Genomic DNA, 25554 nt, shown 5'->3' with positions numbered 1-25554 from the left:
GTGACCCAGGTGGCACTGACAAAACTCTGAGAAGGCTTTTATGAAACGTTTTTCTGCAGTGGCCATGGGCGACCTTGTCGCGAAAAAAGTCCTATCAAGCAACCTTGCCGTGGCAGGGTTTACCGCGCAGGTGATCGCATGAATTCGCCCGTGCAGTTGCCGCAGACATTCCCGCTGACCGCCGCGCAGAAAGCCATCTGGCTGGACCAGATCACGCAGGCTGAATCGCCGCTGTACAACATCGGCTCTTACCTGGAACTCAACGGCCCGATCAACGCCGAACGGATGCAACACGCCGCCGAGTTGCTGGTGGCCAAGCACGACGCGCTGCGCCTCACGCTGCTGGATGCCACCGATGCCGATGGCGTGCCGCTGCAATGTATCGCGTCAACTGTGCCGGTGGAGGTTCCGCTGCTCGACCTCTCCGAACACGCCGATCCTGCCAGCGCCGCGTTGGTATGGATGGGCGAGCATATGGCCCGCGCGTTTTCGCTGACCCAGGCGCCGCTGTTTCGCTTTTTCCTGATCAAGTTGGGGGAGGCGCACTACTACTTCGCCAGCCAGGCCCACCACATCATTCTCGACGGCTGGGCTTTCGGAGAAATGCTGCAGTCGCTGGGCGGCATCTACAGCGACCTGGCCGAGGCGCGACAGCCTGACATGCAGGCCAGCTCCTATCTCGACTTCATTGACGACGACCTGCGTTACCGCGAGTCGGCACGTTATGCAAAGGATCGCGAATACTGGCAGCACAAGTATCAGACCTTGCCCGAAGCGCTGTTTACCCCGCGTTATCAGAACCAGCATGCCAAGGGCAAAGCCCCTGGCCGGCACTATGTGCGGCCGTTCCCGGTGGTGTTGCACGATCGTATGGGGGAGCTGGCGCAAGCCTGCCAGGCCTCGACCTACCACGTGTTGCTGGCGGCCATGTATGTCTACTTCACGCGTGTGAGCCAGCGCGATGAATGGGTGGTGGGCTTGCCGTTGCTCAACCGCTCGGCCAAGTTCAAAACCACCCTGGGTCTGTTTACCCAGGTCAGTGCCGTGCGCTTCAGCCTCGGTCGCGAGCTGACCTTCAGCGCCCTGGTCGGCGCGGTACGCGATGCACTCAAGCAGGATTATCGCCACCAACGCTTCCCTCTGAGCGGTATGAACCTGCGGACCGAAGGGGGCCAGCTGTTCGACCTGACCTTGTCTTACGAACAGGACGACCACCTGTACCAGTTCGCCGAGCAGGGCGGGCACCTGCTCAAAGTCACCAACAACCACGAGCAGATGCCTCTGGCGTTTCACCTGCGGGCGAGCAATCACAAGGACAAGGCGTGGGCGCACTACGTTTATAACGAGGCGTATTTCAACGCCGATGATATCGAGACCCTGGCCGAGCGCTTTACCCACGTGCTCGAGCAGGCCCTGGAGAATGCCGATCTGGCCGTGGCTGAGTTTTCGTTGACCACCGAAGCCGACCGCGCGCTGATGCAGCATTGGAATGCCGACTTCGGCACGTACCCCAGCCATGCCACTCTCCATGGGCAGTTTGAGGCGCAGGCGGCAGCGCGGCCCCATGCGACAGCGCTGATTTTCGACGGCCAACACTTGAGCTATGGCGACTTGAACCGCCGCGCCAACCAGGTGGCGCATCGCTTGCTGAGCCTGGGCGTGCGCCCGGATGATCGGGTGGCGATCTGCGTCGAGCGCGGGCTGGACATGATCGTCGGCCTGCTCGGCATCCTCAAGGCCGGGGCCGGTTACGTGCCGATTGACCCTGCGTACCCGCAGGAACGCATCAGCTACACCCTGCAAGACAGTACGCCGGTAGCGGTGCTGGTGCAGCAGGCGACCCGTGCCCGGGTGGCCGAGGTGTCGGTGCCGGTGCTCGAACTGGACGGCGGCGATTGCCAGGGTGAGTCCACTCAGAATCCCCACGTCCCGGGCCTGACTTCGGCCAACCTGGCGTACGTGATCTACACCTCCGGCTCCACCGGCTTGCCCAAGGGGGTGATGATCGAACACTGCAACGTGGCGCGCCTGTTCAGCGCCACCGAGGGCTGGTTCCGCTTCAACGAGCAAGACGTGTGGGCACTGTTCCACTCGTTTGCGTTTGACTTCTCGGTCTGGGAAATCTGGGGCGCGCTGATGTATGGCGGGCAGTTGCTGGTGGTGCCGCAGCTGACCAGCCGTTCGCCGGACGCCTGCTATGCGCTGTTGTGCAACGCCGGGGTGACCATCCTCAACCAGACGCCGAGTGCCTTCCGTTCATTGATTGCGGCCCAGGGCCAGAGCGAACTCAAGCACTCCCTGCGCCAGGTGATCTTCGGCGGCGAAGCCCTGGAGCCGGGGATTCTCAAGCCCTGGTACGCACGCCCAGGCAACGCCGGTACGCAACTGGTGAACATGTACGGCATCACCGAAACCACCGTGCATGTGACCTATCGCGCACTGACCGCCGCTGACGCCGAGCGCGTCGGCACGAGCCCGATTGGCAGGCGCATACCGGACCTGCGCCTGTACATCCTCGATGCACAGGGCCAGCCCGTCCCGCACGGCGTGGAAGGTGAGTTGTACGTGGGTGGCGCGGGCGTGGCCCGTGGTTACTTGAACCGGCCGCAATTGAACGCCGAACGCTTCCTTGACGATCCGTTTGCCACCACTGCGGGCGCACGTATGTACCGTACCGGCGACCTGGGTCGTTGGCTGGCGGACGGCAGCATCGACTACCTGGGGCGTAACGACGACCAGGTGAAGATCCGTGGTTTCCGTATCGAGCTGGGTGAGATCGAGGCCCGCTTGGCCGCCTGTGAAGGCGTGCGCGAAGCGGTGGTGATCGCCCGCGAGGATGAGCCGGGAGACCAGCGCCTGGTGGCCTATGTGATCGCCACCGACGGCGCTGAACCATCGGCCGCCGAGTTGCGCACGCAGCTGCGCGTGTCCCTGGCCGAGTACATGGTGCCCAGCGCCTTTGTGATGTTGACGAGTTTACCGCTGACCACCAACGGCAAGCTGGACCGCAAGGCTTTGCCGGCGCCGGATACCGAAGCCTTTGCGCGACGCGAGTACGCGCCGCCGCAAGGTGAGCTGGAAACCACCCTGGCGCGCCTCTGGAGCGAACTCTTGGGCGTCGAGCGGGTAGGGCGGCATGATCAGTTCTTTGAGCTGGGCGGCCACTCGCTGTTGGCGGTCAAGCTGATCGAGCGCATGCGCCAGGTCGGCCTGAACGCTGATGTGGGCGTGCTGTTCGGCCAGCCGACCCTGGTCGCGCTGGCCGCTGCCGCCGGCAGCCGACACCAGGTACAGGTGCCGGCCAATGCGATTGCGGCCGATTGCACGCGGATCACTCCGGCCATGTTGCCCCTGACGCGTTTGCCTCAGGAGCAGATCGACCGCGTGGTCGCCGGCATCCCTGGCGGTGTCGCCAACGTACAGGATATCTATGCGCTGGTGCCGTTGCAGGAAGGCATCCTGTTCCACCACCAGGCCAGCACTGAGGGCGACCCCTACCTGTTGCAGGCGGTGTTGCGCATGTCCGGTCGCGAGCAGGTGCAGAGCTTTGTCGAGGCCCTGCAACAGGTCATCGATCGCCACGATATCCTGCGCACCTCGGTGGCCTGGCAAGGTCTCGACGAGCCGGTGCAAGTGGTCTGGCGCGAGGCACGCCTGCCCGTGCAGGAAGTACAGTTCGATCCGGCAGAGGGAGCGGTGGCCACGCAACTGTCCGAGCGCTTTGACCCACGTCACACGCGCATGGACCTGACCCGCGCGCCGATGATGGCCCTGCATATCGCCCAAGACCTGCCGGGTAGCGGCTGGGTTGCGGTCCTGCAATTCCATCACCTGATCGATGACGCGACCTCGCTGGCGCTGCTGGGCCAGGAAATCGAGGCCGTGATGCAAGGTCGCGGTGATCGGTTGGCGCCGTCGGTGCCGTATCGCAACTATGTGGCGCAGACCCGCCTGGGCACCAGCCAGGCCGCCCACGAGGCGTTTTTCCGCGAGATGCTGGGCGACGTCGACGAGCCGAGCTTGCCGTTCGGCTTGCAGGATGTGCAGGGCGATGGCCAAGGGGTGACCCAAGCCAGCGTGCCGGTGGCCAAGCTGCTCGGGCAGCGCCTGCGCACCCAGGCCCGGCGCCTGGGCGTGAGCAATGCCAGCCTGTACCACTTGGCCTGGGGCCAGGTAGTCGGGCATCTGGCCGCACGCCGCGACGTGGTGTTCGGCACCGTGTTGATGGGCCGCCTGAGCAGCGGCGAAGACGCCGACCGTGCCTTCGGTATGTTCATCAATACCTTGCCATTGCGCGTTGAAGCGGGCGACCAGGGTGTCGAACGTGCGCTGAAAACCACCCATGCGCGCCTGGCCGCCTTGCTCGGCCATGAACATGCGCCGCTGTCCCTGGCACAACGGTGCAGTGGCGTGGCGGCACCGACACCGCTGTTCAGCGCCTTGCTCAACTACCGGCATGCCGCCGTCGGCGCACAATCGGCGGAAGATGCCGGCAAGGCCCTGGTCTGGGGCGGGGTGGAAATGCTCGGCGGCGAAGAACGCACCAACTTCCCGCTGATGTTGTCGGTGGACGACCTCGGTGATGCCTTCGGCTTGAGCGTGCAAGCCGTGGCCGGCGTCGACCCGCAGCGCATCTGCGGCTACATGCACCGCGTACTCGAAGCCATCGCCGACGCCCTGGAGCACCAGCCGGATCAAGCGTTGCATAGCCTCGCGATCCTGCCTGACGCTGAACGTCAGGTACTGCTGGCCGACTTCAACGCCGTCGATATCCAATACCCGGTCACGGCAACCGTGCACGCGCTGTTCGAAGCACAGGCGCAGCGCCAGCCGGAGGCAATCGCCGTGACCTATGCCGGCGAGTCGCTCAGCTATGGCGATTTGAACGCCCTGGCCAACCGGCTTGCCCACCGCCTGATCGCCGACGGCATCGGCGCCAACGACCGCGTGGCGATCTGCGCCGAGCGCAGCCTGGAAATGGTCGCCGGCCTGCTGGCGATTCTCAAGGCCGGCGCGGGTTATGTGCCGTTGGACCCGGCGTACCCGGACGAACGCCTGGGGTACATGCTGCAAGACAGCGCACCCAGGGCCTTGCTGACCCAGCAGCGCCTGGCGCAACGTTTCAACCCGTGCAGCGTGCCGACCTTGTTGCTGGATGCGGTTGACGGCCTCGCTGCGCAGCCCGCGCACAATCCGCAAGTAGCGGGCCTGAATGCCGACGCCCTGGCCTACGTGATCTACACCTCCGGCTCCACCGGCCAGCCCAAGGGCGTGGCCATGCCTCACGGGCCGTTGGTCAACTTGATGCAGTGGCAGATTGCGCAAACCCTGGCCGATGGCCGTCCGGCCCAGCGCACCCTGCAGTTTGCCGCATTGGGCTTTGACGTGGCCTTCCAGGAGGTCTTCAGCACCCTGTGCGCCGGCGGTGAGTTGTCGTTGATCCCGGGTGACTTGCGCCTGGATTTCCGCGCACTGTTCCGACATCTCTGCGAGCAGCGCGTGCAACGCCTGTACCTGCCGTGCATTGCCCTGCAGGCGTTGGCCGAAGCCGTGGCCGAGACGCCTGAGCTGGGGCGCTTGCCCTGTGCGCTGCAGGATGTGATCACCGCCGGTGAACAACTGCGTATCAGCGAACCGATGCGCGAGCTGTTCCAGCGCCTGCCTGGCTGTCGCTTGCACAACCACTACGGGCCGACCGAATCCCATGTCACCACGGCCCTGACCCTTGAGGGGGATGCGCGGTCCTGGCCGGTGCTGCCATCAATTGGCGTGCCCGTGGCCAACACGCGGATCTACCTGCTCGACGAACACCTGCAACCGGTGCCGTTGGGAGTTGCCGGTGAAATCTATATTGGCGGCGCCTGCGTGGCCCGTGGTTATTTGCACCGCGATGACCTGACCGCCGAACGCTTCCTGGCCGACCCCTTCATGCCCCACGGCCGCCTGTATAAAACCGGTGACTTGGGGCGCTACCAGGCCGACGGTCAAATCGATTATCTGGGACGTAACGACGGTCAGATCAAGATCCGCGGTTTCCGTGTGGAACTGGGCGAGATCGAAGCGCGCCTGGCCCAGCATCCGGGCATCCGCGATGCGGCGGTGCTGGTGCGCGAAGACAGCCCCGGCGACAAGCGCCTGGTGGCCTATTTCACGGCCAACGCCGAGGCGCAGCCTGCGGGTGTCGACGTACTGCGCGAGCATCTGCAGGCGCTGCTGCCCGACTACATGATTCCTGCGGCCTATGTGCATCTGGACGCGCTGCCGCTGTCGCCCAACGGCAAACTCGACCGCCGCGCCTTGCCGGTACCGGATGTCGAGGCGTTTGCCAGCCGTGATTATGAAGCCCCGCATACCGCCATCGAGACCACCCTGGCGGAACTGTGGAGCCAACTGCTGGGTGTGGCCCGCGTGGGGCGCCAAGACAACTTTTTCGAACTGGGTGGCCACTCGCTGCTGGCGGTCAAGCTCATCGAACGCATGCGCCAACAGGGCCTGAGCGCCGACGTGCGCGTGCTGTTCGGCCAGCCGACACTGGCGGCCCTCGCGGCAGCGGTGGGGGGCGGCAGTGAAATCCAGGTGCCGGCCAACGGTATCCCTGCGGATTGCGCACACATCCGCGCCGACATGCTGAGCCTGATCGACCTCGGGCAGGACACCCTCGACCGTATCGTCGCGCGGGTGCCGGGCGGGGCGCGCAATGTGCAGGACATCTACCCGCTGGCACCGTTGCAGCAGGGCATTTTGTACCACCACATCACCAGCGAGCAGGGCGACCCCTACCTGTTGCAGGCGACCTTCAGCCTGGACAGTCGCGCGCAGCTCGAGACCTTCATCCAGGCGCTGCAGGCCGTGATTGACCGGCATGACATGACGCGTACCGCGATCTACTGGGAGGACCTGCAACAGCCGGTGCAAGTGGTGCTGCGCCACGCCGAGCTACCCCTCGAAGAATTGCATTTCGATCCGGCCCGGGGCGCCATGCTGGAGCAATTGCACGCGCACTTCGACCCGCACCGGGTGCGGCTGGAGTTGAGCCAGGCGCCGCTGCTGCACCTGGCCTACGTGCACGATGAGGCCAACCAGCGCTGGCTGGCGATGTTGCTGTTCCACCACATTGCCATGGACCACACGGCGTTGGATGTGATCAGCGAGGAGGTCCTTGCCTACCGCAGTGGCGGTTTTGCGCAGTTGGACGCGGCAATGCCGTACCGCAATTACGTGGCGCAGGCGCTGTTGGGCGTCAGTCAGGCCGACCACGAACAGTTCTTCCGCGAAATGCTTGGCGACATCGACGAGCCGACGCTGCCGTTCGGCCTACAGGAAGTGCAGGGTGACGGGCTCGCGGCTGAAGAAGCCAAGATCCAGCTCGAAGCTCGGCTGTGCCGGCGCCTGCGGGCGCAGGCGCGCCACTTGGGTGTCAGCGCGGCCAGCCTGCACCACCTGGCCTGGGCGCGGGTGCTGGCCAGCGTCAGCGGGCGGGATGACGTGGTGTTCGGCACCGTGTTGCTGGGGCGCATGCAAAGTGGCGACGGCGCCGACCGGGCGCTGGGCATGTTCATCAATACCTTGCCGCTGCGGGTCAGCGTCGATGAGCAAGGCGTGCGCGCCGCGGTGCGCGCTGTACACGCCCGGCTCTCGGCACTCTTGGGGCATGAACATGCACCGTTGGTGGTGGCGCAGCGCTGCAGCGCCGTGCCGGCTTCGTCGCCGCTGTTCAGTTCAATTCTCAACTACCGACACAGCCCGTTGCTGGAGCGCGAAGGGCCGCAGTATTGGTCCGGCGCGCAGGTGCTGGAAGTTCGTGAACGCACCAACTACCCGTGCATGCTGTCGGTGGATGACCAAGGCGAAGGCTTCCTGCTCGGCGTACAGACCAGCGGCGTGGATGCCCAGCGCGTAGCAGCCTACATGCAGACTGCTTTGCAGCAATTGGTGGAGGCGCTGGAGACGGCGCCGCACACTGCCGTGCGGCACCTCTCGGTGATCCCGGCAACCGAGCGTGAGACCCTGCTGGAGCGCTTCAACGACACCGCCCGGGACCACGCGGTACAACAGACGATTCACGGCTTGTTCGAAGCCCAGGTGCAACGCACGCCGGACGCGATTGCGCTGCAGGCGGACGGCCGGCGCCTGAGCTATCGCGAGCTGAACCAACATGCCAACCGTCTCGCCCATCATCTGCTCGAACAGGGCGTAGAACTGGAGTCGCGGGTCGGCATCTGTGTTGAGCGCAGCGTCGAGATGGTCATCGGGCTGCTGGCGATCCTCAAGGCCGGCGGCGGGTACGTGCCGCTGGACCCGGCGTATCCGCTGGACCGCCTGGCCTACATGCTGGAAGACAGCGCGCCGTCGGTGGTCCTGGTACAAGGCTCTACCCGCGCCTTGCTCGGTGACGTCGGCGTGCCGGTGGTCGACCTGGAGCACGTCACTTGGCAGCACCAACCGGCAAACGACCCGCTGATTGCCCAATTGTCCCCGCAGCATCAGGCCTACGTGATCTACACCTCAGGTTCCACAGGCAAGCCCAAGGGCGTGATCAACGAACACAGCCCGGTGGTCAACCGCCTGCTGTGCATGCAGGACACCTATCGCCTGGACGGCTCGGATGCGCTCCTGCAGAAAACCCCGTTCAGCTTCGACGTGTCGGTGTGGGAGTTCTTCTGGCCGCTGTTCACCGGTGCGCGCCTGGTCATGGCTCGCCCCGGTGGGCACAAAGACCCGGCCTACCTGTGTGAGGTGATCCAGGCCGAACGGATCACCACGGTGCATTTTGTGCCCTCGATGCTCGATGTGTTCCTGGCCCATGGCGATGTCAGCCAGGCGGCCGGGCTGGTACGGGTGATGTGCAGCGGCGAGGCCTTGCCGGGCAGCCTGGTGCGCCGTTTCAAGGCGCAACTGCCGGGCAGCGCCTTGTTCAACCACTATGGCCCCACCGAAGCGGCGGTAGAGGTCACGGCGTGGGATTGCAACGGCGCCGTTACCCCGGACAACACCCCGATCGGCAAGCCGATTGGCAACGTGCGTATGTACGTGCTCGACGCGCACTTGCAGCCGGTGCCGCTCGGTGTCAGTGGCGAGCTGTTCATCGGTGGTGTGCAGGTTGCCCGAGGCTACCTGAACCGTCCCGAGTTGAACGCCGAGCGTTTCCTCAAGGACCCTTACAGTGCTGGGCGAATCTACCGTACCGGTGACGTTGCTCGGTATTTGCCCGATGGCAACATCGAGTACCTGGGCCGCAACGATGACCAGGTGAAAATCCGTGGCGTACGCATCGAACTGGGGGAAATCCAGGCACGCCTCGGCGAGTTCCCGCATCTCCAGGAAGCCACGGTGCTGGCCCGTGAGGACGTGCCGGGCGACAAACGCCTGGTGGCCTATTACACCGGCGTGCCGGCCGCCACCGAGGCGCTGCGTGCGCATCTGTTGGAGCAATTGCCCGACTACATGGTGCCGCAACTCTTCGTGCACCTTGACGCGCTGCCGCTGAGCCCCAACGGCAAGCTTGATCGCAAGGCCCTGCCGGCGCCAGACGTGGGAGCGCTGCGCACCCATGCCTACGAAGCCCCTCAGGGCGAAATTGAAACCGCCATGGCGCGGCTCTGGACGGAGTTGTTGAAGGTCGAGCGCGTGGGTCGCCACGACAACTTCCTGGAGCTGGGTGGGCATTCGTTACTGGCGGTCAGCTTGATCGGGCGCTTACGCCAGGAAGGCATCGAGGCCAACGTCAAGGCGCTGTTCGAACACTCCACGCTGTGGGAGTACGCGGCAATTACGGAAAGAATGGAGATGGTCCTGTGAGTGTTATCGAACTGTTGGCGACACTGAAGCAAAAGGATGTGCAGCTGTCCGTCAAGGGCGATCAACTCGTGTTGCAGGGCAACAAGCTGGCCTTGAGCGAGCCGGGCGTGCTGGCATCGCTGCGCGAGCATAAAGCCGCGCTGATCGCCTTGATCAAGGCCGGCGATTACTCGGCGCAGCGCGCTGGGCAACTCGAGGTTCCGGCCAATGCCATCCGCCCCGACTGCACCCGGATCACCCCGGCGCTGCTGCCGCTAGTCAACCTGAGCCAGCCGGCGATTGACCGTATCGTCGCCACGGTGCCCGGCGGCACCGCAAATGTGCAGGACATTTACCCGCTGGCGGCGCTTCAGCAGGGGATTTTCTACCACCACGTCACGGCGCGCCAAGGCGACCTCTACCTGATGCGCTCACAGTTCGCGATCACCACGCGGCCGCGCCTGGAGGCTTTTGCCCAGGCCCTGCAGCAGGTGGTCAACCGTCACGACATCCTGCGCACCAGCATTGTCTGGGAGGGGCTGGATGAGCCGGTGCAAGTGGTCTGGCGCGAGTCGCAACTGATGATCGACGAGGTGCTGCTCGACCCGGCTGAAGGGCCGATCACCGAGCAGTTGTACCGACGCTTCGACACCCGCTCGATGCATATGCCTCTGGGCCAGGCGCCGCTGTTGCGTGTGGTGTTCGCCGAAGACCCGGCCAACCAGCGGTGGGTGGCGATGTTGCTGTTCCATCACATCGCCATTGACCATGTGGCCATGCAGGTGGTGTATCAGGAGATCCATGCCTGTCTGTACGGCAATGCCGAACAGCTCGGCGCGGCGGTGCCATACCGCAACTATGTGGCCCAGGCACGCCTGGGCACGACCGAGCAGGAGCATGAAGGGTTCTTTCGCGACATGCTTGGCGATCTGGATGAGCCGACCCTGCCTTTCGGTCATCAGGATGTGCAGGGCGACGAGCAGGTCGGCGAACAGGTGCATCGACTCGACGCCGAGTTGAGTCGACGCCTGCGCACCCATGCCCGGCAGCAGGTGGTGAGCGTCGCCAGCCTGCATCATTTGGCCTGGGCCCAGGTGCTGGGGCGTATTTCCGGGCGTGACGATGTCGTGTTCGGCACCGTGCTGATGGGGCGCATGGGCGGTGCCGAGGGCAGTGAGCGCGGGCTGGGGCTGTTTATCAATACCTTGCCGCTGCGTCTGGATGTGGGCGCACTGGACGTACAGGCCGCGGCCAAGGCCGCCCATGTGCGCCTGACGCGCCTGTTGGGGCATGAGCACGCGCCGCTGGCGCTGGCTCAGCGTTGCAGCGGCGTGGCCGCTCCTACGCCGTTGTTCAGTGCCTTGATCAACTATCGCCAGAGCCACGCGTCGGCATCGAGCGGGCCGCAATGGGACGGTATCGAGCTGCTGGGCGGCGAGGGGCGCAGCAACTATCCGCTGGTGCTGTCGGTGGATGATGTCGGTGAAGATTTCAACCTGACACTGCAAGGCGTCGCCAGCATGCCGTTGGCGCGCATCCTCGGTTATCTGCTCACCGCGCTGCACAGCCTGGTCGAGGCGCTGGAGCAGGGCCACGCCACGCCGATGCAGGCTTTGCCGATCGTGCCCGCCGAAGAGCGGCGCCTTCAGTTGGTCGGTTTTAATCACACGGCCAGGGATTACCCGCGTGGGCAGACCCTTCACGCCAGGTTCGAGGCGCGTGTACGGGCGTTGCCCCAGGCGGTGGCCGTGCGCCAGGGCGCGCAGCAACTGAGCTATCAACAGCTCAACGAGCAGGCCAACCAACTGGCCCGCCATTTGATCGAACGGGGCGTGGGCCCTGACGATCGCGTCGCGATCTGCGCTCGACGCAGCGTCGAAACCCTGGTGGGCCTGGTGGCGATCCTCAAGGCTGGCGCGGCCTACGTGCCGGTCGACCCGGCGCACCCCCAGGAGCGTATTGCCTACCTGTTGCAAGACAGCGCACCCGTGGCCGTTCTGGTGCAGGCGGCGACCGCCGGCCTGGTCACCGGGCTGCCGGTTGCGGTCATCGATCTGAGTTCGGCTGCCTGGCACACCACGCCGGCCGACAACCCGCACGTGGCCGGCCTGACCCCGACGCACCTGGCCTATGTGATCTACACCTCCGGTTCCACCGGCCAGCCCAAAGGGGTGATGGTCGAACACCAGACCCTGGAGAACCTGGTGAACTGGCATTGCGATGCCTTCGACCTGCACGCTGGCAGCCAGACGTCCAGCGTTGCCGGTTTCGGTTTTGATGCCATGGCCTGGGAAGTCTGGCCGGCCTTGTGCGCGGGGGCGACCCTGCACCTGCCGCCTGCGCAGCAAGCCCATGAAGACATCGACGCACTGCTGCAATGGTGGGTCGCCCAGCCGCTGGATGTGAGCTTCCTGCCGACGCCGGTGGCCGAGTACGCCTTCAGCCAGCACCTGGAACACCCGACGCTCAAGACCTTGCTGATTGGCGGTGACCGTCTGCGTCAGTTCCACACGCCTCGGCGCTTCAAGCTGGTCAACAACTACGGCCCGACTGAAGCTACGGTCGTCGCCACCTCCGGCTTGATCGAAGCGGGCAAGCCCCTGCACATCGGCAAACCGGTGGCCAACGCGCAGGTGTACGTACTCGATGCGCAACGGCAACTGTTGCCGCAAGGAGTGGCCGGCGAGCTGTATGTGGCCGGTGCCGGGGTAGCGCGGGGTTACCTGAACCGCCCTGAGATGAGCGCCGAACGCTTCCTTCAGGACCCGTTCAGCCGCGACCCGCAAGCGCGCATGTACCGCACGGGAGACCTGGTGCGCTGGCGTGAGGACGGCACACTGGAGTACCTGGGGCGTAACGATGACCAGGTGAAAATCCGTGGCGTACGCATCGAACTGGGCGAAATCGACAGTTGCCTGGCCGCCCATCCCCAGGTCCGTGAAGCGGTGGTGTTGGTCCGTGACGGGCGGCTGGTCGCCTATTTCACCGCCGACGATGCGCTGGACGCCGAGAGCCTGCGTGGCTTTGTCCAGGTGCAGTTGCCGGAATACATGGTACCGGTGGCCTACGTGCAGCTCGATAGCCTGCCGCTGACCGCCAACGGCAAGCTCGACCGCAAGGCCCTGCCGGAGCCCGGGCTGGAAGCATTGCTCAGCCGAGGCTATGAAGCCCCGGAGGGCGAGGTGGAAACCACCCTCGCGCAGCTCTGGGCCGATGTGCTCAAGGTCGAGCGGGTGGGGCGGCATGACCACTTCTTCGAGCTGGGCGGGCATTCGTTGCTGGCCGTCAACCTGGTGGAACGCATGCGTCAGGCGGGCCTGAGCGCCGATGTGCGCGTGCTGTTCAGCCAGCCGACCCTGGCGGCCCTGGCGGCGGCGGTGGGCGCCGGCCACGAAGTGGCGGTACCGGCCAATCGCATCGAGGCCGGCTGCACCCGGATCACCCCGGACCTGCTTCCCCTGGCCACACTGGATCAGGCGAGCATCGACCGGATCGTCGCCGCGGTGCCCGGTGGTGCGGCCAATGTGCAAGACATCTATCCCTTGGCGCCGTTGCAGGAGGGCATTCTCTACCTGCATTTGTCGGCCGAGCACCGTGACCCGTACGTCCTCACGTCGCAATTCGAATTGGCGGATAGCGCGCGGTTTCAGGCGTTTTGCCAAGCCCTGCAACAGGTGGTCGAACGCCACGACATCCTGCGCACCGCCGTGCTCTGGGAAGGGTTGGAGCAGCCGATGCAAGTGGTGTTGCGCCATGCGCCATTGCCGGTGGAGCCGTTCACGCCGGCCCCTGGCGCAACGCCAGTCGCCGAGCAACTGCGTGCCGAAGTACGGGCGCGCTACGCCCGTCTCGACCTGAACCAGGCACCGCTGATGCGCCTGGTCTACGCCCATGATGCGGCACGCGGGACAATCGTCGCGTTCTTTGTCTTCCATCACTTGGTGCTCGATCACACCGCTGTCGAGGTGGTGCAGCATGAAATGCAGGCGTATCTGCTGGATCACGCCGACCGCCTGGGAGCGACGGTGCCCTATCGCAACTACGTCGCCCAGGCGCGTCTGGGCGTCAGTGAGCAGCAGCATGAAGCGTTCTTTCGCGAAATGTTGGCGGACATCGAGGAACCGACCCTGCCGTTTGGCCTGCAGAGCGTCGAGGATGACGGGGCGGACATCGACGAAGCCGAACTGACCCTCGACGCGTGCCTGAGCCGCCGGCTGCGTGTACATGCCCGGCAACTGGGCGTCAGCCCGGCGAGCGTGTTTCACCTGGCCTGGGCGCGGGTGCTGAGTGTTATCGCGCAGACCGACCGCGTGGTGTTCGGCACGGTGATGATGGGCCGCATGCAGGGCGGAGACGGCGCCGACCGGGCGCTGGGCATGTTTATCAACACCTTGCCGCTGCGCGTCGATATCGATGACCAGCCGGTGCAGGCGGCGGTCAAGGCCACCCATGCCCGCCTGAGCGGCTTGCTCGGCCATGAGCACGCCGCACTGGCGCTGGCGCAACGTTGCAGCGCGGTGCCGGCGAGCGTGCCGTTGTTCAGTGCCTTGCTCAACTACCGGCACAGTGCGCTGCCGTCGGCGGCCGAGCAGGCCGAGTACCAGCATGCCTGGCGCGGCATTGCGGTGATGGATGTGCATGAGCGCACCAACTACCCGCTGAGCGTGAGTGTCAACGACCTGGGCGAGCAGTTCAGCCTGAGCATATTGGCGGTTGCCACGCTGGACGCGGAAAAAATCGGTGTTTACTTCAATACCGTCATCGAACAGTTGATCGATGCGCTGGACCATACGCCATCGGCGCCCCTCAACGGTGTGTCGATACTGCCGCCGGCTGAGCGTCATCAGGTGCTGCAGGCGTTCAATGGCACCGCCAGGGATTACCCGCACACCTGCACCTTGCACGCGCTGTTCGAAGCCCATGCGGTGGCGGCTCCCCAGGCGGTGGCGGCGGTGCATGGCGAGCAACAGCTCAGCTATACCGAACTGAACGGACGGGCCAACCGCCTGGCGCATCACCTGATCGGTCTGGGTGTGGCGCCGGGTGCCAGCGTGGCGATCCTGCTGGAACGCTCCGTGGACCTGCTGGTCAGCCAGCTGGCAATCAGCAAGTGTGCGGCGGTGTATGTGCCGCTGGATGTCAACGCGCCGTTGGACCGTCAAGGCTTCATGATTGAGGACAGCGGTGCGGCGCTGGTGTTGACGGCGGCCTCGATCAAGGGGCCGGAAAGCGTTCGTCGCTTGGACCTGGACACTCTGGATCTGAGTCACGAGCCGGATCACAACCCGGCGTTGGAGCAATCGGCCGAGACGGCGGCGTACATCATGTACACCTCCGGCTCCACCGGTACGCCGAAGGGCGTGCTGGTGCCGCACCGGGCGATCACGCGTCTGGTGATCAATAACGGCTATGCCGATTTCAATCAGCAGGACCGCGTGGCGTTTGCTTCGAACCCGGCGTTTGACGCCAGTACTCTGGACGTGTGGGCGCCGTTGCTCAATGGCGGGGCAGTGGTGGTGGTCGATCAGGACACGCTGCTGTCCCAAGCTGATTTTGCTGCGCTGTTGCAAGAGCAAGCGGTAAGCGTGTTGTGGATGACCGCCGGCTTGTTCCACCAGTACGCCGAAGGGTTGTTGCCGGTTTTCCCGCAGTTGCGTTACCTGATCGTCGGCGGTGATGTACTCGATCCGAGCGTGATTGCCCGGGTCCTCAAGGACGGCGCCCCCCAGCATCTGCTCAACGGCTACGGCCCGACCGAAGCCACGACGTTCTCGACTACCTATGAGATCACTCGTGCAGACGAGGGCAGCATTCCGATTGGCCGTCCGGTGGGCAACAGCCGTGCCTACGTGCTCGACGCTCGCCAACAACCGGTGCCGGTCGGTGTCACCGGCGAGTTGTACATCGGTGGCCAGGGGGTTGCCCTGGGCTACCTGAACCGGGCTGACCTGACGGCGGAGAAATTCCTCGCCGACCCGTTCAGCGACGGGGCGCTGATGTACCGCACCGGCGACTTGGTGGCCTGGCGTGCCGACGGCACCTTGCAGTATCAGGGGCGTAACGACCAGCAGGTGAAGATCCGCGGTTTCCGTATCGAACTGGGCGAGATCGAAACGCGCCTGAGTGAACACCCCCAGGTCAAGGACGCGGTGGTACTCGCGCGTGAGGACGAACCGGGGAAAAAGCGCCTGGTGGCGTATTTCACCGAGCGTGAAAACGTCGATATCCAAGCCTTGCGTGAGCATCTGCACGCGCAGTTGCCGGACTACATGGTGCCGGCCGCCTACGTGCGCCTGGACCATCTGCCGCTGACCAACAACGGCAAGGTCGACCGCAAGGCCCTGCCTGCACCGGACCAGGAAGCCCTGCTGAGCCGTGGCTACGAAGCGCCACAAGGAGAAGTGGAAACCGCACTGGCGCAGATCTGGGCCGACCTGCTCAAGGTCGAGCAAGTCGGGCGTCACGATAACTTCTTTGAACTGGGCGGCCACTCGCTGATGGCGGTCAACCTGATCGAACGCATGCGCCGCGCCGACCTCAGCGCCGACGTGCGCGTGCTGTTCAGCCAGCCGACTTTGGCAGCGCTGGCCGCTGCGGTGGGCAGTGGGCGTGAGGTAGCCGTACCGGCCAACCTGATCACGCCCGATTGCGTGCGTATCACCCCGGACCTGCTGCCCCTGGCGAACCTGGACCAGGTGGCGATCGACCGCATCGTCGCCAGTGTGCCGGGCGGCGTGGCCAACGTGCAGGATATCTACGCCCTGGCACCGTTGCAGGAAGGCATCCTGTACCACCACATCACGGCGGAGCAGGGCGACCCGTACCTGTTGCAGTCGCAAATGGCGTTCGACAGCGTGGAGCGTCTGCAGCGCTTTGCCCACGCCTTGCAAGGCGTGATTGACCGTCACGACATCCTGCGCACCGGGATTGTCTGGGAGGGCCTGAGCACCCCCGCGCAAGTGGTGTGGCGCAAGGCCGATCTGGCGGTGCAGGAACTGGTGCTCGACCCGGCCGAGGGCGACATCCTGAGCCAGCTGCATGCACGCTTTGATGCCCGGCATTACCGCCTGGATGTCAGCCAGGCGCCGTTGATGCGCCTGGCCTATGCCCGTGATGAACTCAACGAACGGATAGTGGCGGTGCTGTTGTTCCACCACACGGCATTGGACCACACCGCGCTGGAGGTGGTCAGTTGGGAAATGGCGGCCAGCCTGTTGGGTTCCACCGAACCGCTGGCCGCGCCGGTGCCGTACCGCAACTACGTGGCCCAGACACGTTTGGGCGGCGTTGAACAGGAACATGAAAGCTTCTTCCGCGAGATGCTCGGTGACGTTGACGAACCGACCTTGCCCTTCGGCATGCAGGACGTGCAGGGCGACGGCAACACCGTGGCCGAGGTCACGCAGGTGCTGCCGGCAGATGTCAGCCAGCGCCTGCGTGCGGCGGCGCGTACCCTGGGAGTCAGTGTCGCCAGCCTGTTCCACCTGGCCTACGCCCAGGTGCTGGGTGCGGTTTCGGGCAAGCAGGATGTGGTGTTCGGCACGGTACTGGTTGGGCGTATGCAGGGCGGCCAAGGCGCCGACCGCGCATTGGGCATGTTCATCAACACCTTGCCGCTGCGCGTCGACCTCGGTCAGCACAGCGCACAAGACGGCGTGCGTGCAACCCATGCACGGCTGTCGGCGCTGCTGGGGCACGAGCATGCCTCGCTGTCCCTGGCCCAGCGTTGCAGTGGCGTGGCCGCGCCGGCACCGTTGTTCAGCGCGATGCTCAACTATCGCCACAGTGCCAGCGATGGGGTGATGCACCAGACCCGTGACGCCTGGGTCGGCATCGAAACCCTGGCCAGCGAGGAGCGCACCAACTACCCGTTGGCGTTGAACGTCGATGACCAAGGCGACAGTTTCCGCTTGAACGTACAGGCCATCGCGGTGGATGCCCAACGTGTGCTGGATTATGTGCAGACCGCCTTGCAGAACCTGGTGCAAGCGTTAGAGACCGCACCGCATACGGCCTTGCAGCAATTGTCGGTGCTGCCGGCCGAGGAGCGCGAAACGCTGCTGGTGGCGTTCAACGACACGGCCCGCGACTACCCGTTGCAACAAACCCTGCACGGCCTCTTCGAAGCCCAGGTGCAACGCACGCCAGATGCCATTGCACTGCTGTCTGACACCCGGCAGCTGAGCTATCGCACGCTGAATGAGCGCGCCAACCGTCTGGCCCATCACCTGCGTGAGCTGGGTGTACAGCCGGATTCGCGCGTGGCGATCTGCGTCGAGCGCAGCCTCGAAATGGTCATCGGCCTGCTGGCGATCCTCAAGGCCGGTGGCGGTTATGTGCCGCTGGACCCGGCTTATCCGCAGGAGCGCCTGACCTACATGCTCGACGACAGCGCGCCGGCTGTGGTGCTGGTGCAAGAGGCGACTCGTGGTCTGCTCGGTGAAATCAGCGTACCGGTGGTGGACCTGGAGCAGGAGACCTGGCAACAGGCGTCGGCGAGCAACCCGCTGATTGCCGGGTTGACCCCGCAACACCAGGCTTACGTGATCTATACCTCGGGCTCCACCGGCAAACCCAAGGGGGTGATCAACGAGCACAGCGCGGTGGTCAACCGCCTGTTGTGGATGCAGGAAGAGTACGGCCTCGACGCCAGCGACACGGTGCTGCAGAAAACCCCGTTCAGCTTCGATGTGTCGGTGTGGGAATTCTTCTGGCCATTGTTCACCGGCGCTCGCCTGGTCATGGCCCGCCCGGGTGGGCATAAGGACCCGCAGTACCTATGCGAAATCATCCAGGCCGAGCGCGTCACCACGCTGCACTTCGTGCCCTCGATGCTCGATGTGTTCCTCGCCCATGGCGATGTCAGCCCGGCGGCCGGGCTGGTGCGGGTGATGTGCAGCGGTGAGGCACTGCCTGGCAGTGTGGTGCGTCGCTTCAAGCAGCAACTGCCGGCCAGCTCGCTCTTCAACCTCTATGGGCCGACCGAAGCGGCGGTGGACGTCACCGCGTGGGATTGCGCAGGGCCGGTCACCCCGGATAACACGCCAATCGGCAAACCGATCGCCAATACCCGCATGTACCTGCTGGACGAACATCTGCAACCGGTGCCGCTGGGTGTCAGTGGCGAGCTGTTCATCGGTGGCGTGCAGGTTGCCCGTGGCTACCTGAACCGCCAGGAGCTGACGGCCGAACGCTTCCTCGACGACCCGTTCAACGCCGGACGCATGTACCGCACCGGTGACGTTGGACGCTTCCTGCCCGATGGCAACATCGAGTACCTGGGGCGTAACGATGATCAGGTGAAGATCCGTGGCCTGCGTATCGAACTGGGGGAAATCCAGGCGCGCCTCGGCGAGTTCCCGAATATCCAGGAAGCCACGGTGCTGGCCCGTGAGGACGTGCCGGGCGACAAGCGCCTGGTGGCCTATTACACCGGCGCGCCGGCCGAGACCGAGGCGTTGCGTACGCATTTGCTGGCGCAATTGCCGGACTACATGGTGCCGCAACTGTTCGTGCATCTGGATGCATTGCCGCTGAGCCCCAACGGCAAGTTGGACCGCAAGGCCCTGCCGGCGCCGGACCTGGCGACGCTGCGGGTGCGTGCCTATGAAGCGCCGGTGAGCGACACGGAAATGGCCCTGGCCCGGCTCTGGGGCGAATTGTTGAACGTTGAGCAAGTCGGTCGGCATGACCACTTTTTTGAATTGGGCGGCCATTCGTTATTGGCCGTCAGCCTCATTGGGCGACTGCGCCAGGAAGGCATCGATGCGAACGTCAAGGCGCTGTTCGAGCAACCCACGCTCTGGGAATACGCCGAAATTACAGAAAGAATGGAGATGGTCCTGTGAGTGTTCTCGAACTGTTGGCGACATTAAAAGAAAAAGACGTTCAACTTGCAGTCAAGGGTGAGCAACTCGTGGTGCAGGGCAACAAGCAAGCGCTGAAGGAACCCAGCGTGCTGGCTGCGCTGCGTGAACACAAGGCCGCGTTGATCGCCTTGATCAACGCCGGCGAGTACCGCGCAGAGCGTGCCGGGCAAGTCACCATTCCGGCCAATCGCATCCCCGCCGAATGCACGCGCATTACCCCGGACATGCTGACGCTCATGACGCTGGATCAGGCGACTATCGAGCACATCGTCGCGTGCATCCCCGGCGGCGCGCCCAACATCCAGGACATCTACCCGCTGGCACCGCTGCAATCGGGCCTGCTGTTCCATCACCTGTCCGAGCCACAGGGCGATCCTTACGTCTTGCAATGCCTGATCGGCCTGGACAACCGCCAATGCCTGGACGATTTCAACCAGGCCCTGCAGCACGTGGTCGACCGGCACGACAGCTTCCGCACGGCGGTGTTGTGGGAAGGGCTCGACGAACCTGTGCAAGTGGTCTTGCGCCAGGCGCGCCTGCAGGTCGAAGAAGTCGCCCTGGACCCGACCGTCGGCGATATCCGCCAGCAACTGGAGCAGCGTTTTGACAATCAGCATTACCGGCTGGATCTCAGTCAGGCGCCGCTGATCCGTATCGCGTGTGCCGAGGACCCGGCGACGGGGCGCTGGCTCGCCCTGATGATGTTGCATCACATCGTGTCCGACCACGCCGCGTTGGCGGTGGTGCAGCATGAAATCCAGCAATATTTGCTGGGCCAGGCTGCGCAACTGGGCAAACCGGTGCCGTACCGCAACTATGTAGCGCAGGCGCGCCTGGGCGTCAGTGAGCAGCAGCACGAAGCGTTTTTCCACGAGATGCTCGGCGACGTCGACACGCCGACACTGCCGTTGGGTCTGGCGGATGTGCAAGGTGATGGGCATTTGCTGCAAGAGGCCGCGCTGACGATCCCGACGACGTTGAGCCAGCGCCTGCGGGCCCAGGCGCGGCAGCAGGGGGTCAGCACGGCCAGCCTGTGTCATCTGGCGTGGGGCCAGGTGCTGGCGGCCGTTACCGGCAATGAGCGGGTGGTCTTCGGCACGGTATTCCTCGGGCGTATGGACAGCGGCGAAGGCGCCGAGCATGCGCTGGGTATGCTGATCAATACCTTGCCGCTGCGAGTGGACATCGGCGAGCAGGACGCACCGGCCGCGCTCAAGGCGACCCATGCACGGCTGACGGCGTTGCTTGGCCATGAGCACGCGCCGCTGGTGCTGGCCCAACGCTGCAGCGGCGTGGCCGCGCCGCAACCGTTGTTCAGCGCCTTGCTCAACTATCGTCACAAAGCGCATGACCTCGCGTCCGAACAGGCCCAAACGGCCTGGCGCGGCATCGAGTTCTTCCACACTGAAGAGCGCAAGCGCACCAATTACCCGCTGACGCTCAGTGTCGATGAACTGGCGGACGGCTTCTCTTTCACCGTGCAGGCGCTGCCGGTGCTGGGCGCGCAACGTTTCTGCGAACGCATGCACGTTGCCCTGGAACACCTGGTGCAGGCGCTGGAGCAGGGCTCGACGCTCGCGGTCAATCAACTGCCGGTGCTGCCGAGTGCTGAGCGTCGACAGGTGCTTGAAGACTTCAACCAGACCCAGGTCGAGTACCCACGTGGGTTGACGCTCCACCAGCGTATTGAGCAGCACGTGCAGCGCAACCCGCAGGCGATCGCCGCGGTGTATGACGGACAGGCGCTGTCCTATGCCGAGCTGAACCAGCAGGCCAACCACCTGGCTTTTCAACTGATCGAACTGGGCGTGCAGCCTGACGACCGTGTGGCCATCTGCGCGCGGCGCAGCCTGGACACCCTGGTCGGGCTGGTGGCGATCCTCAAGGCCGGTGCGGCGTATGTCCCCGTCGACCCGGCGCACCCGCTGGACCGCATCGGCTACTTGCTCGAAGACAGTGCCCCGGTTGCCGTGCTGGTGCAGCCGGACCTGGCCCAGCGTTTACCGACGTTGCAGGTGCCGGTGCTGGAACTCGACAGCCGCCTGCTGCACGGTGCTGCCTGCGGCAACCCACAGGTCGCCGGCCTGACCCCGGCACACTTGGCCTATGTGATTTATACCTCCGGTTCCACCGGTCTGCCCAAGGGCGTAATGGTCGAACATCAGACCGTGGAAAACCTGGTCAACTGGCATTGCGATGCGTTCGACCTGCACGCCGGCAGCCATACCTCCAGCGTCGCCGGGTTTGGTTTCGATGCGATGGCCTGGGAAGTCTGGCCGGCCCTGTGCGTAGGGGCGACCCTGCATCTGCCGCCGGCGGCGCAGGGCAACGAAGACATCGACGCCTTGCTGGCCTGGTGGCAGGCGCAACCGCTGGATGTCAGCTTCCTGCCGACGCCGGTGGCCGAATACGCCTTCAGCCAGAACCTGCAACACCCGACCCTCAAGACCCTGCTGATCGGCGGCGACCGTCTGCGTCAGTTCAGCCAGGCGCAACGCTTTACCCTGGTCAACAACTATGGCCCGACCGAGGCCACCGTAGTGGCGACTTCCGGCGTGATCACGGCAGGACAGGCGTTGCACATCGGCAAGCCGGTGGCCAATGCCCAGGCGTACGTGCTGGATGCACAACTCAAGCCGGTGCCGCTGGGCGTGACCGGTGAGCTGTACGTGGGGGGTGCCGGGGTGGCGCGGGGTTACTTGAACCGTGCACAAATGACCGCCGAACGCTTCCTCAAGGACCCGTTCAGTGCCGACCCGCAGGCGCGGATGTACCGCACCGGCGACCTGGTGCGTTGGCTGGCGGACGGCACCCTGGAATACCTGGGGCGTAACGACGACCAGGTGAAGATTCGCGGTGTACGTATCGAACTGGGCGAGATCGACAGCTGCCTGGCCACCCATCCTCAGGTCCGTGAAGCGGTGGTGCTGGCCCGTGACGGACGGCTGGTCGCTTATTTCACCGCGCACGACGCGTTGGACGTCGAGAGCCTGCGCGGCTTTGTGCAGGCGCAGTTGCCGGAGTACATGGTGCCGGCCGCCTACGTACGTCTGGAGCATATGCCGCTGACCGCCAACGGCAAGCTGGACCGCAAGGCCCTGCCGGAACCGGACCAGGACGCGCTGCTCAGCCGCAGCTATGTGGCACCGCAGGGCGAGGTGGAACGCAGCCTGGCGCAGATCTGGGCCGAGGTGCTCAAGGTCGAGCGCGTGGGGCGGCATGACCACTTCTTCGAGTTGGGCGGGCATTCTTTGCTCGCGGTGGGTTTGGTCAGTCGCATGCGCCAGGCCGGTTTGAATGCCGATGTACGGGTACTGTTCAGCCAGCCGACCCTGGCGGCATTGGCCGCCGCCGTTGGCCAGGGGCGTGAAGTGACGGTCGAGCCCAACCGTATTCAAGCGGATTGCCAACGCATCACCCCGGACCTGTTGCCGCTGATCACGTTGGACCAGAGCAGCATTGATCGGATTGTCGACAGCGTGCCGGGCGGTGTCGGCAACGTGCAGGATATCTACCCGCTGGCACCGTTGCAGGAAGGCATCCTTTACCATCACCTCAGCGCCGAACAGGGCGACCCGTACTTGCTGCAGGCGCGTTTCAGCTTTGCCGACGCGCAGCGTTTGCAAGCGTTTGTCCAGGCCCTGCAGGCGGTGATCGATCGTCATGACATCCTGCGTACCGCCATCGTGCTGGAGGGTTTGCAAGCGCCGGTGCAAGTGGTCTGGCGCAAGGCCGAGCTTGATGTGCAAGGCGTATCGGTGGACGCCGCCCACGGGGACGTGCTGGCCCAGCTGGAGCAGCGTTTTGGTGCCCGTCACCACCGCGTGGACCTGGCCCGCGCGCCACTGATGCAACTGGTGTATGCCCAAGACCCGCTCAATCAGCGGGTGGCGGCGATTTTGCTGTTCCACCACATTGCCCTGGACCATACCGCGCTGGAGGTCGTCAGCCAGGAAATGCAGGCCTACTTGCTGGACCCGACAGCCGAGCTGCCGGTGCCGGTGCCGTATCGTAATTACGTGGCCCAGGCCCGCCTGGGTGTCAGCGAACAAGAGCATGAGGCGTTCTTTCGCGAGCTGTTGGGCGACATCGAAGAGCCGACGTTGCCCTTCGGCTTGCAGGATGTGCAAGGCGATGCCCAGGCGATCGAAGAGGCCAGCCTGCGTATCGACCCCGAGTTGAACCGGCGCCTGCGTAGCCAGTTGCGCCACCTCGGGGTCAGCGCCGCCAGCGTGTTTCACCTGGCCTGGGCCCAAGTGCTGGCCGGGGTGACCGGTAAGCAAGACGTAGTCTTCGGCACGGTGCTGATGGGGCGCATGCTCGGTGGCGAAGGGGCGGAGCGGGCGCTGGGCATTTTCATCAACACCTTGCCGCTGCGCATCGATGTGGATGGTCGCGACGTTCGCGCCGGTGTGCGCCAGGCGCACTCGCGCCTGAGCGCGCTGTTGGGGCATGAACATGCCGCGCTGGCCCTGGCGCAACGTTGCAGCCAGGTGCTGGCGCCGTTGCCGTTGTTCAGTGCGCTGCTCAACTATCGCCATAGCAGTGTCGGCGACGGGGTGGCGCAGGCCCAGGCCTGGCAAGGGATGGTAGGGCTCGGCGGCGAGGAGCGCACCAACTACCCGCTGACTTTGAACGTTGATGAATGGGGCGACGGTTTCAGTCTCACGGTGTTGACCCTGCCACAAGTCGGTGCGCAACGCCTGTGCGCTTTTGTGCACCAGGCGCTGGAACACTTGGTACACGCGCTGGAGCATGCCCCCACGACTGCGCTGCAGGCACTGGCAATCCTGCCGGCGGCTGAACGCGAGCAAGTGTTGAGTACCTTCAATACCACGGCACGGGAATACCCGGCGGCACACACCGTCCATGAGGTTTTCGAAGCGCTTGCCGCCGTACAACCGACGGCATTGGCGGCCGTGCATGCCGAGCAACGGGCGACCTACGCCGAACTGAATCTGCGGGCCAACCGCCTGGCGCATCACCTGATCGGTCTGGGTGTGGCGCCGGGTGCCAGCGTGGCGATCCTGCTGGAACGCTCCGTGGACCTGCTGGTCAGCCAGCTGGCAATCAGCAAGTGTGCGGCGGTGTATGTGCCGTTGGACGTCAACGCGCCGTTGGACCGTCAAGGCTTCATGATTGCGGACAGCGGGGCGGCTCTGTTGCTGACGGCAGCCTCGATCAAGGTGCCGGAGGGGGCTCGTCGTCTGGACCTGGACACCCTGGATCTGATTCTCGAGCCGGATCACAACCCGGCGCTGGAGCAATCCGCCGAGACTGCGGCGTACATCATGTACACCTCCGGCTCCACCGGTACGCCGAAGGGCGTGCTGGTGCCGCATCGGGCGATCACACGCCTGGTGATCAACAACGGCTATGCCGATTTCAATCAGCAGGATCGGGTGGCGTTTGCTTCGAACCCGGCGTTTGACGCCAGTACCCTCGATGTCTGGGCACCTTTGCTCAATGGCGGGGCAGTGGTGGTGGTCGATCAGGACACATTGTTGTCCCAAACTGATTTCGCGGCGTTGTTGCAGGAACAAGCAGTCAGCGTGTTGTGGATGACCGCCGGCTTGTTCCACCAGTACGCCGAAGGGTTGTTGCCGGTTTTCCCGCAACTGCGTTACCTGATTGTCGGTGGCGATGTACTCGATCCGAGCGTGATTGCCCGGGTCCTCAAGGACGGCGCGCCCCAGCATCTGCTTAACGGCTACGGCCCGACCGAAGCCACGACGTTCTCGACTACCTATGAGATCACTCGTGCAGACGAGGGCAGCATTCCGATTGGCCGTCCGGTGGGCAACAGCCGTGCCTACGTGCTCGACGCTCGCCAACAACCGGTGCCGGTCGGTGTCACCGGCGAGTTGTACATCGGTGGCCAGGGGGTTGCCCTGGGCTACCTGAACCG

General features: G+C 64.7%; 3 protein-coding genes. All 3 read left to right on the top strand.

Going from position 1 to position 25554, the window contains the following annotated elements; translation table 11 throughout:
- Positions 1-138 precede the first annotated feature (138 nt).
- Complete coding sequence (locus tag ACQRBT_RS25930; protein WP_412046939.1) at positions 139-9798, top strand: non-ribosomal peptide synthetase; 9660 nt, start codon at positions 139-141, stop codon at positions 9796-9798.
- The gene (locus ACQRBT_RS25925; RefSeq protein ID WP_412046938.1) at positions 9795-19625 is read left to right on the top strand and encodes an amino acid adenylation domain-containing protein; all 9831 of its coding nucleotides are present in this window, start codon (positions 9795-9797) and stop codon (positions 19623-19625) included. Before ACQRBT_RS25930 ends, ACQRBT_RS25925 begins: the two co-directional genes overlap by 4 nt.
- Positions 19622-25554 (top strand): amino acid adenylation domain-containing protein (locus ACQRBT_RS25920; RefSeq protein ID WP_427851690.1); only part of this gene is annotated, 5933 nt, incomplete at its 3' end. The genes ACQRBT_RS25925 and ACQRBT_RS25920, both read left to right, overlap by 4 nt.

The organism is Pseudomonas sp. R19M, from assembly GCF_050312585.1.
Taxonomy (GTDB): domain Bacteria; phylum Pseudomonadota; class Gammaproteobacteria; order Pseudomonadales; family Pseudomonadaceae; genus Aquipseudomonas; species Aquipseudomonas palleroniana.
This window is presented reverse-complemented; position numbering and strand designations above follow the sequence as displayed.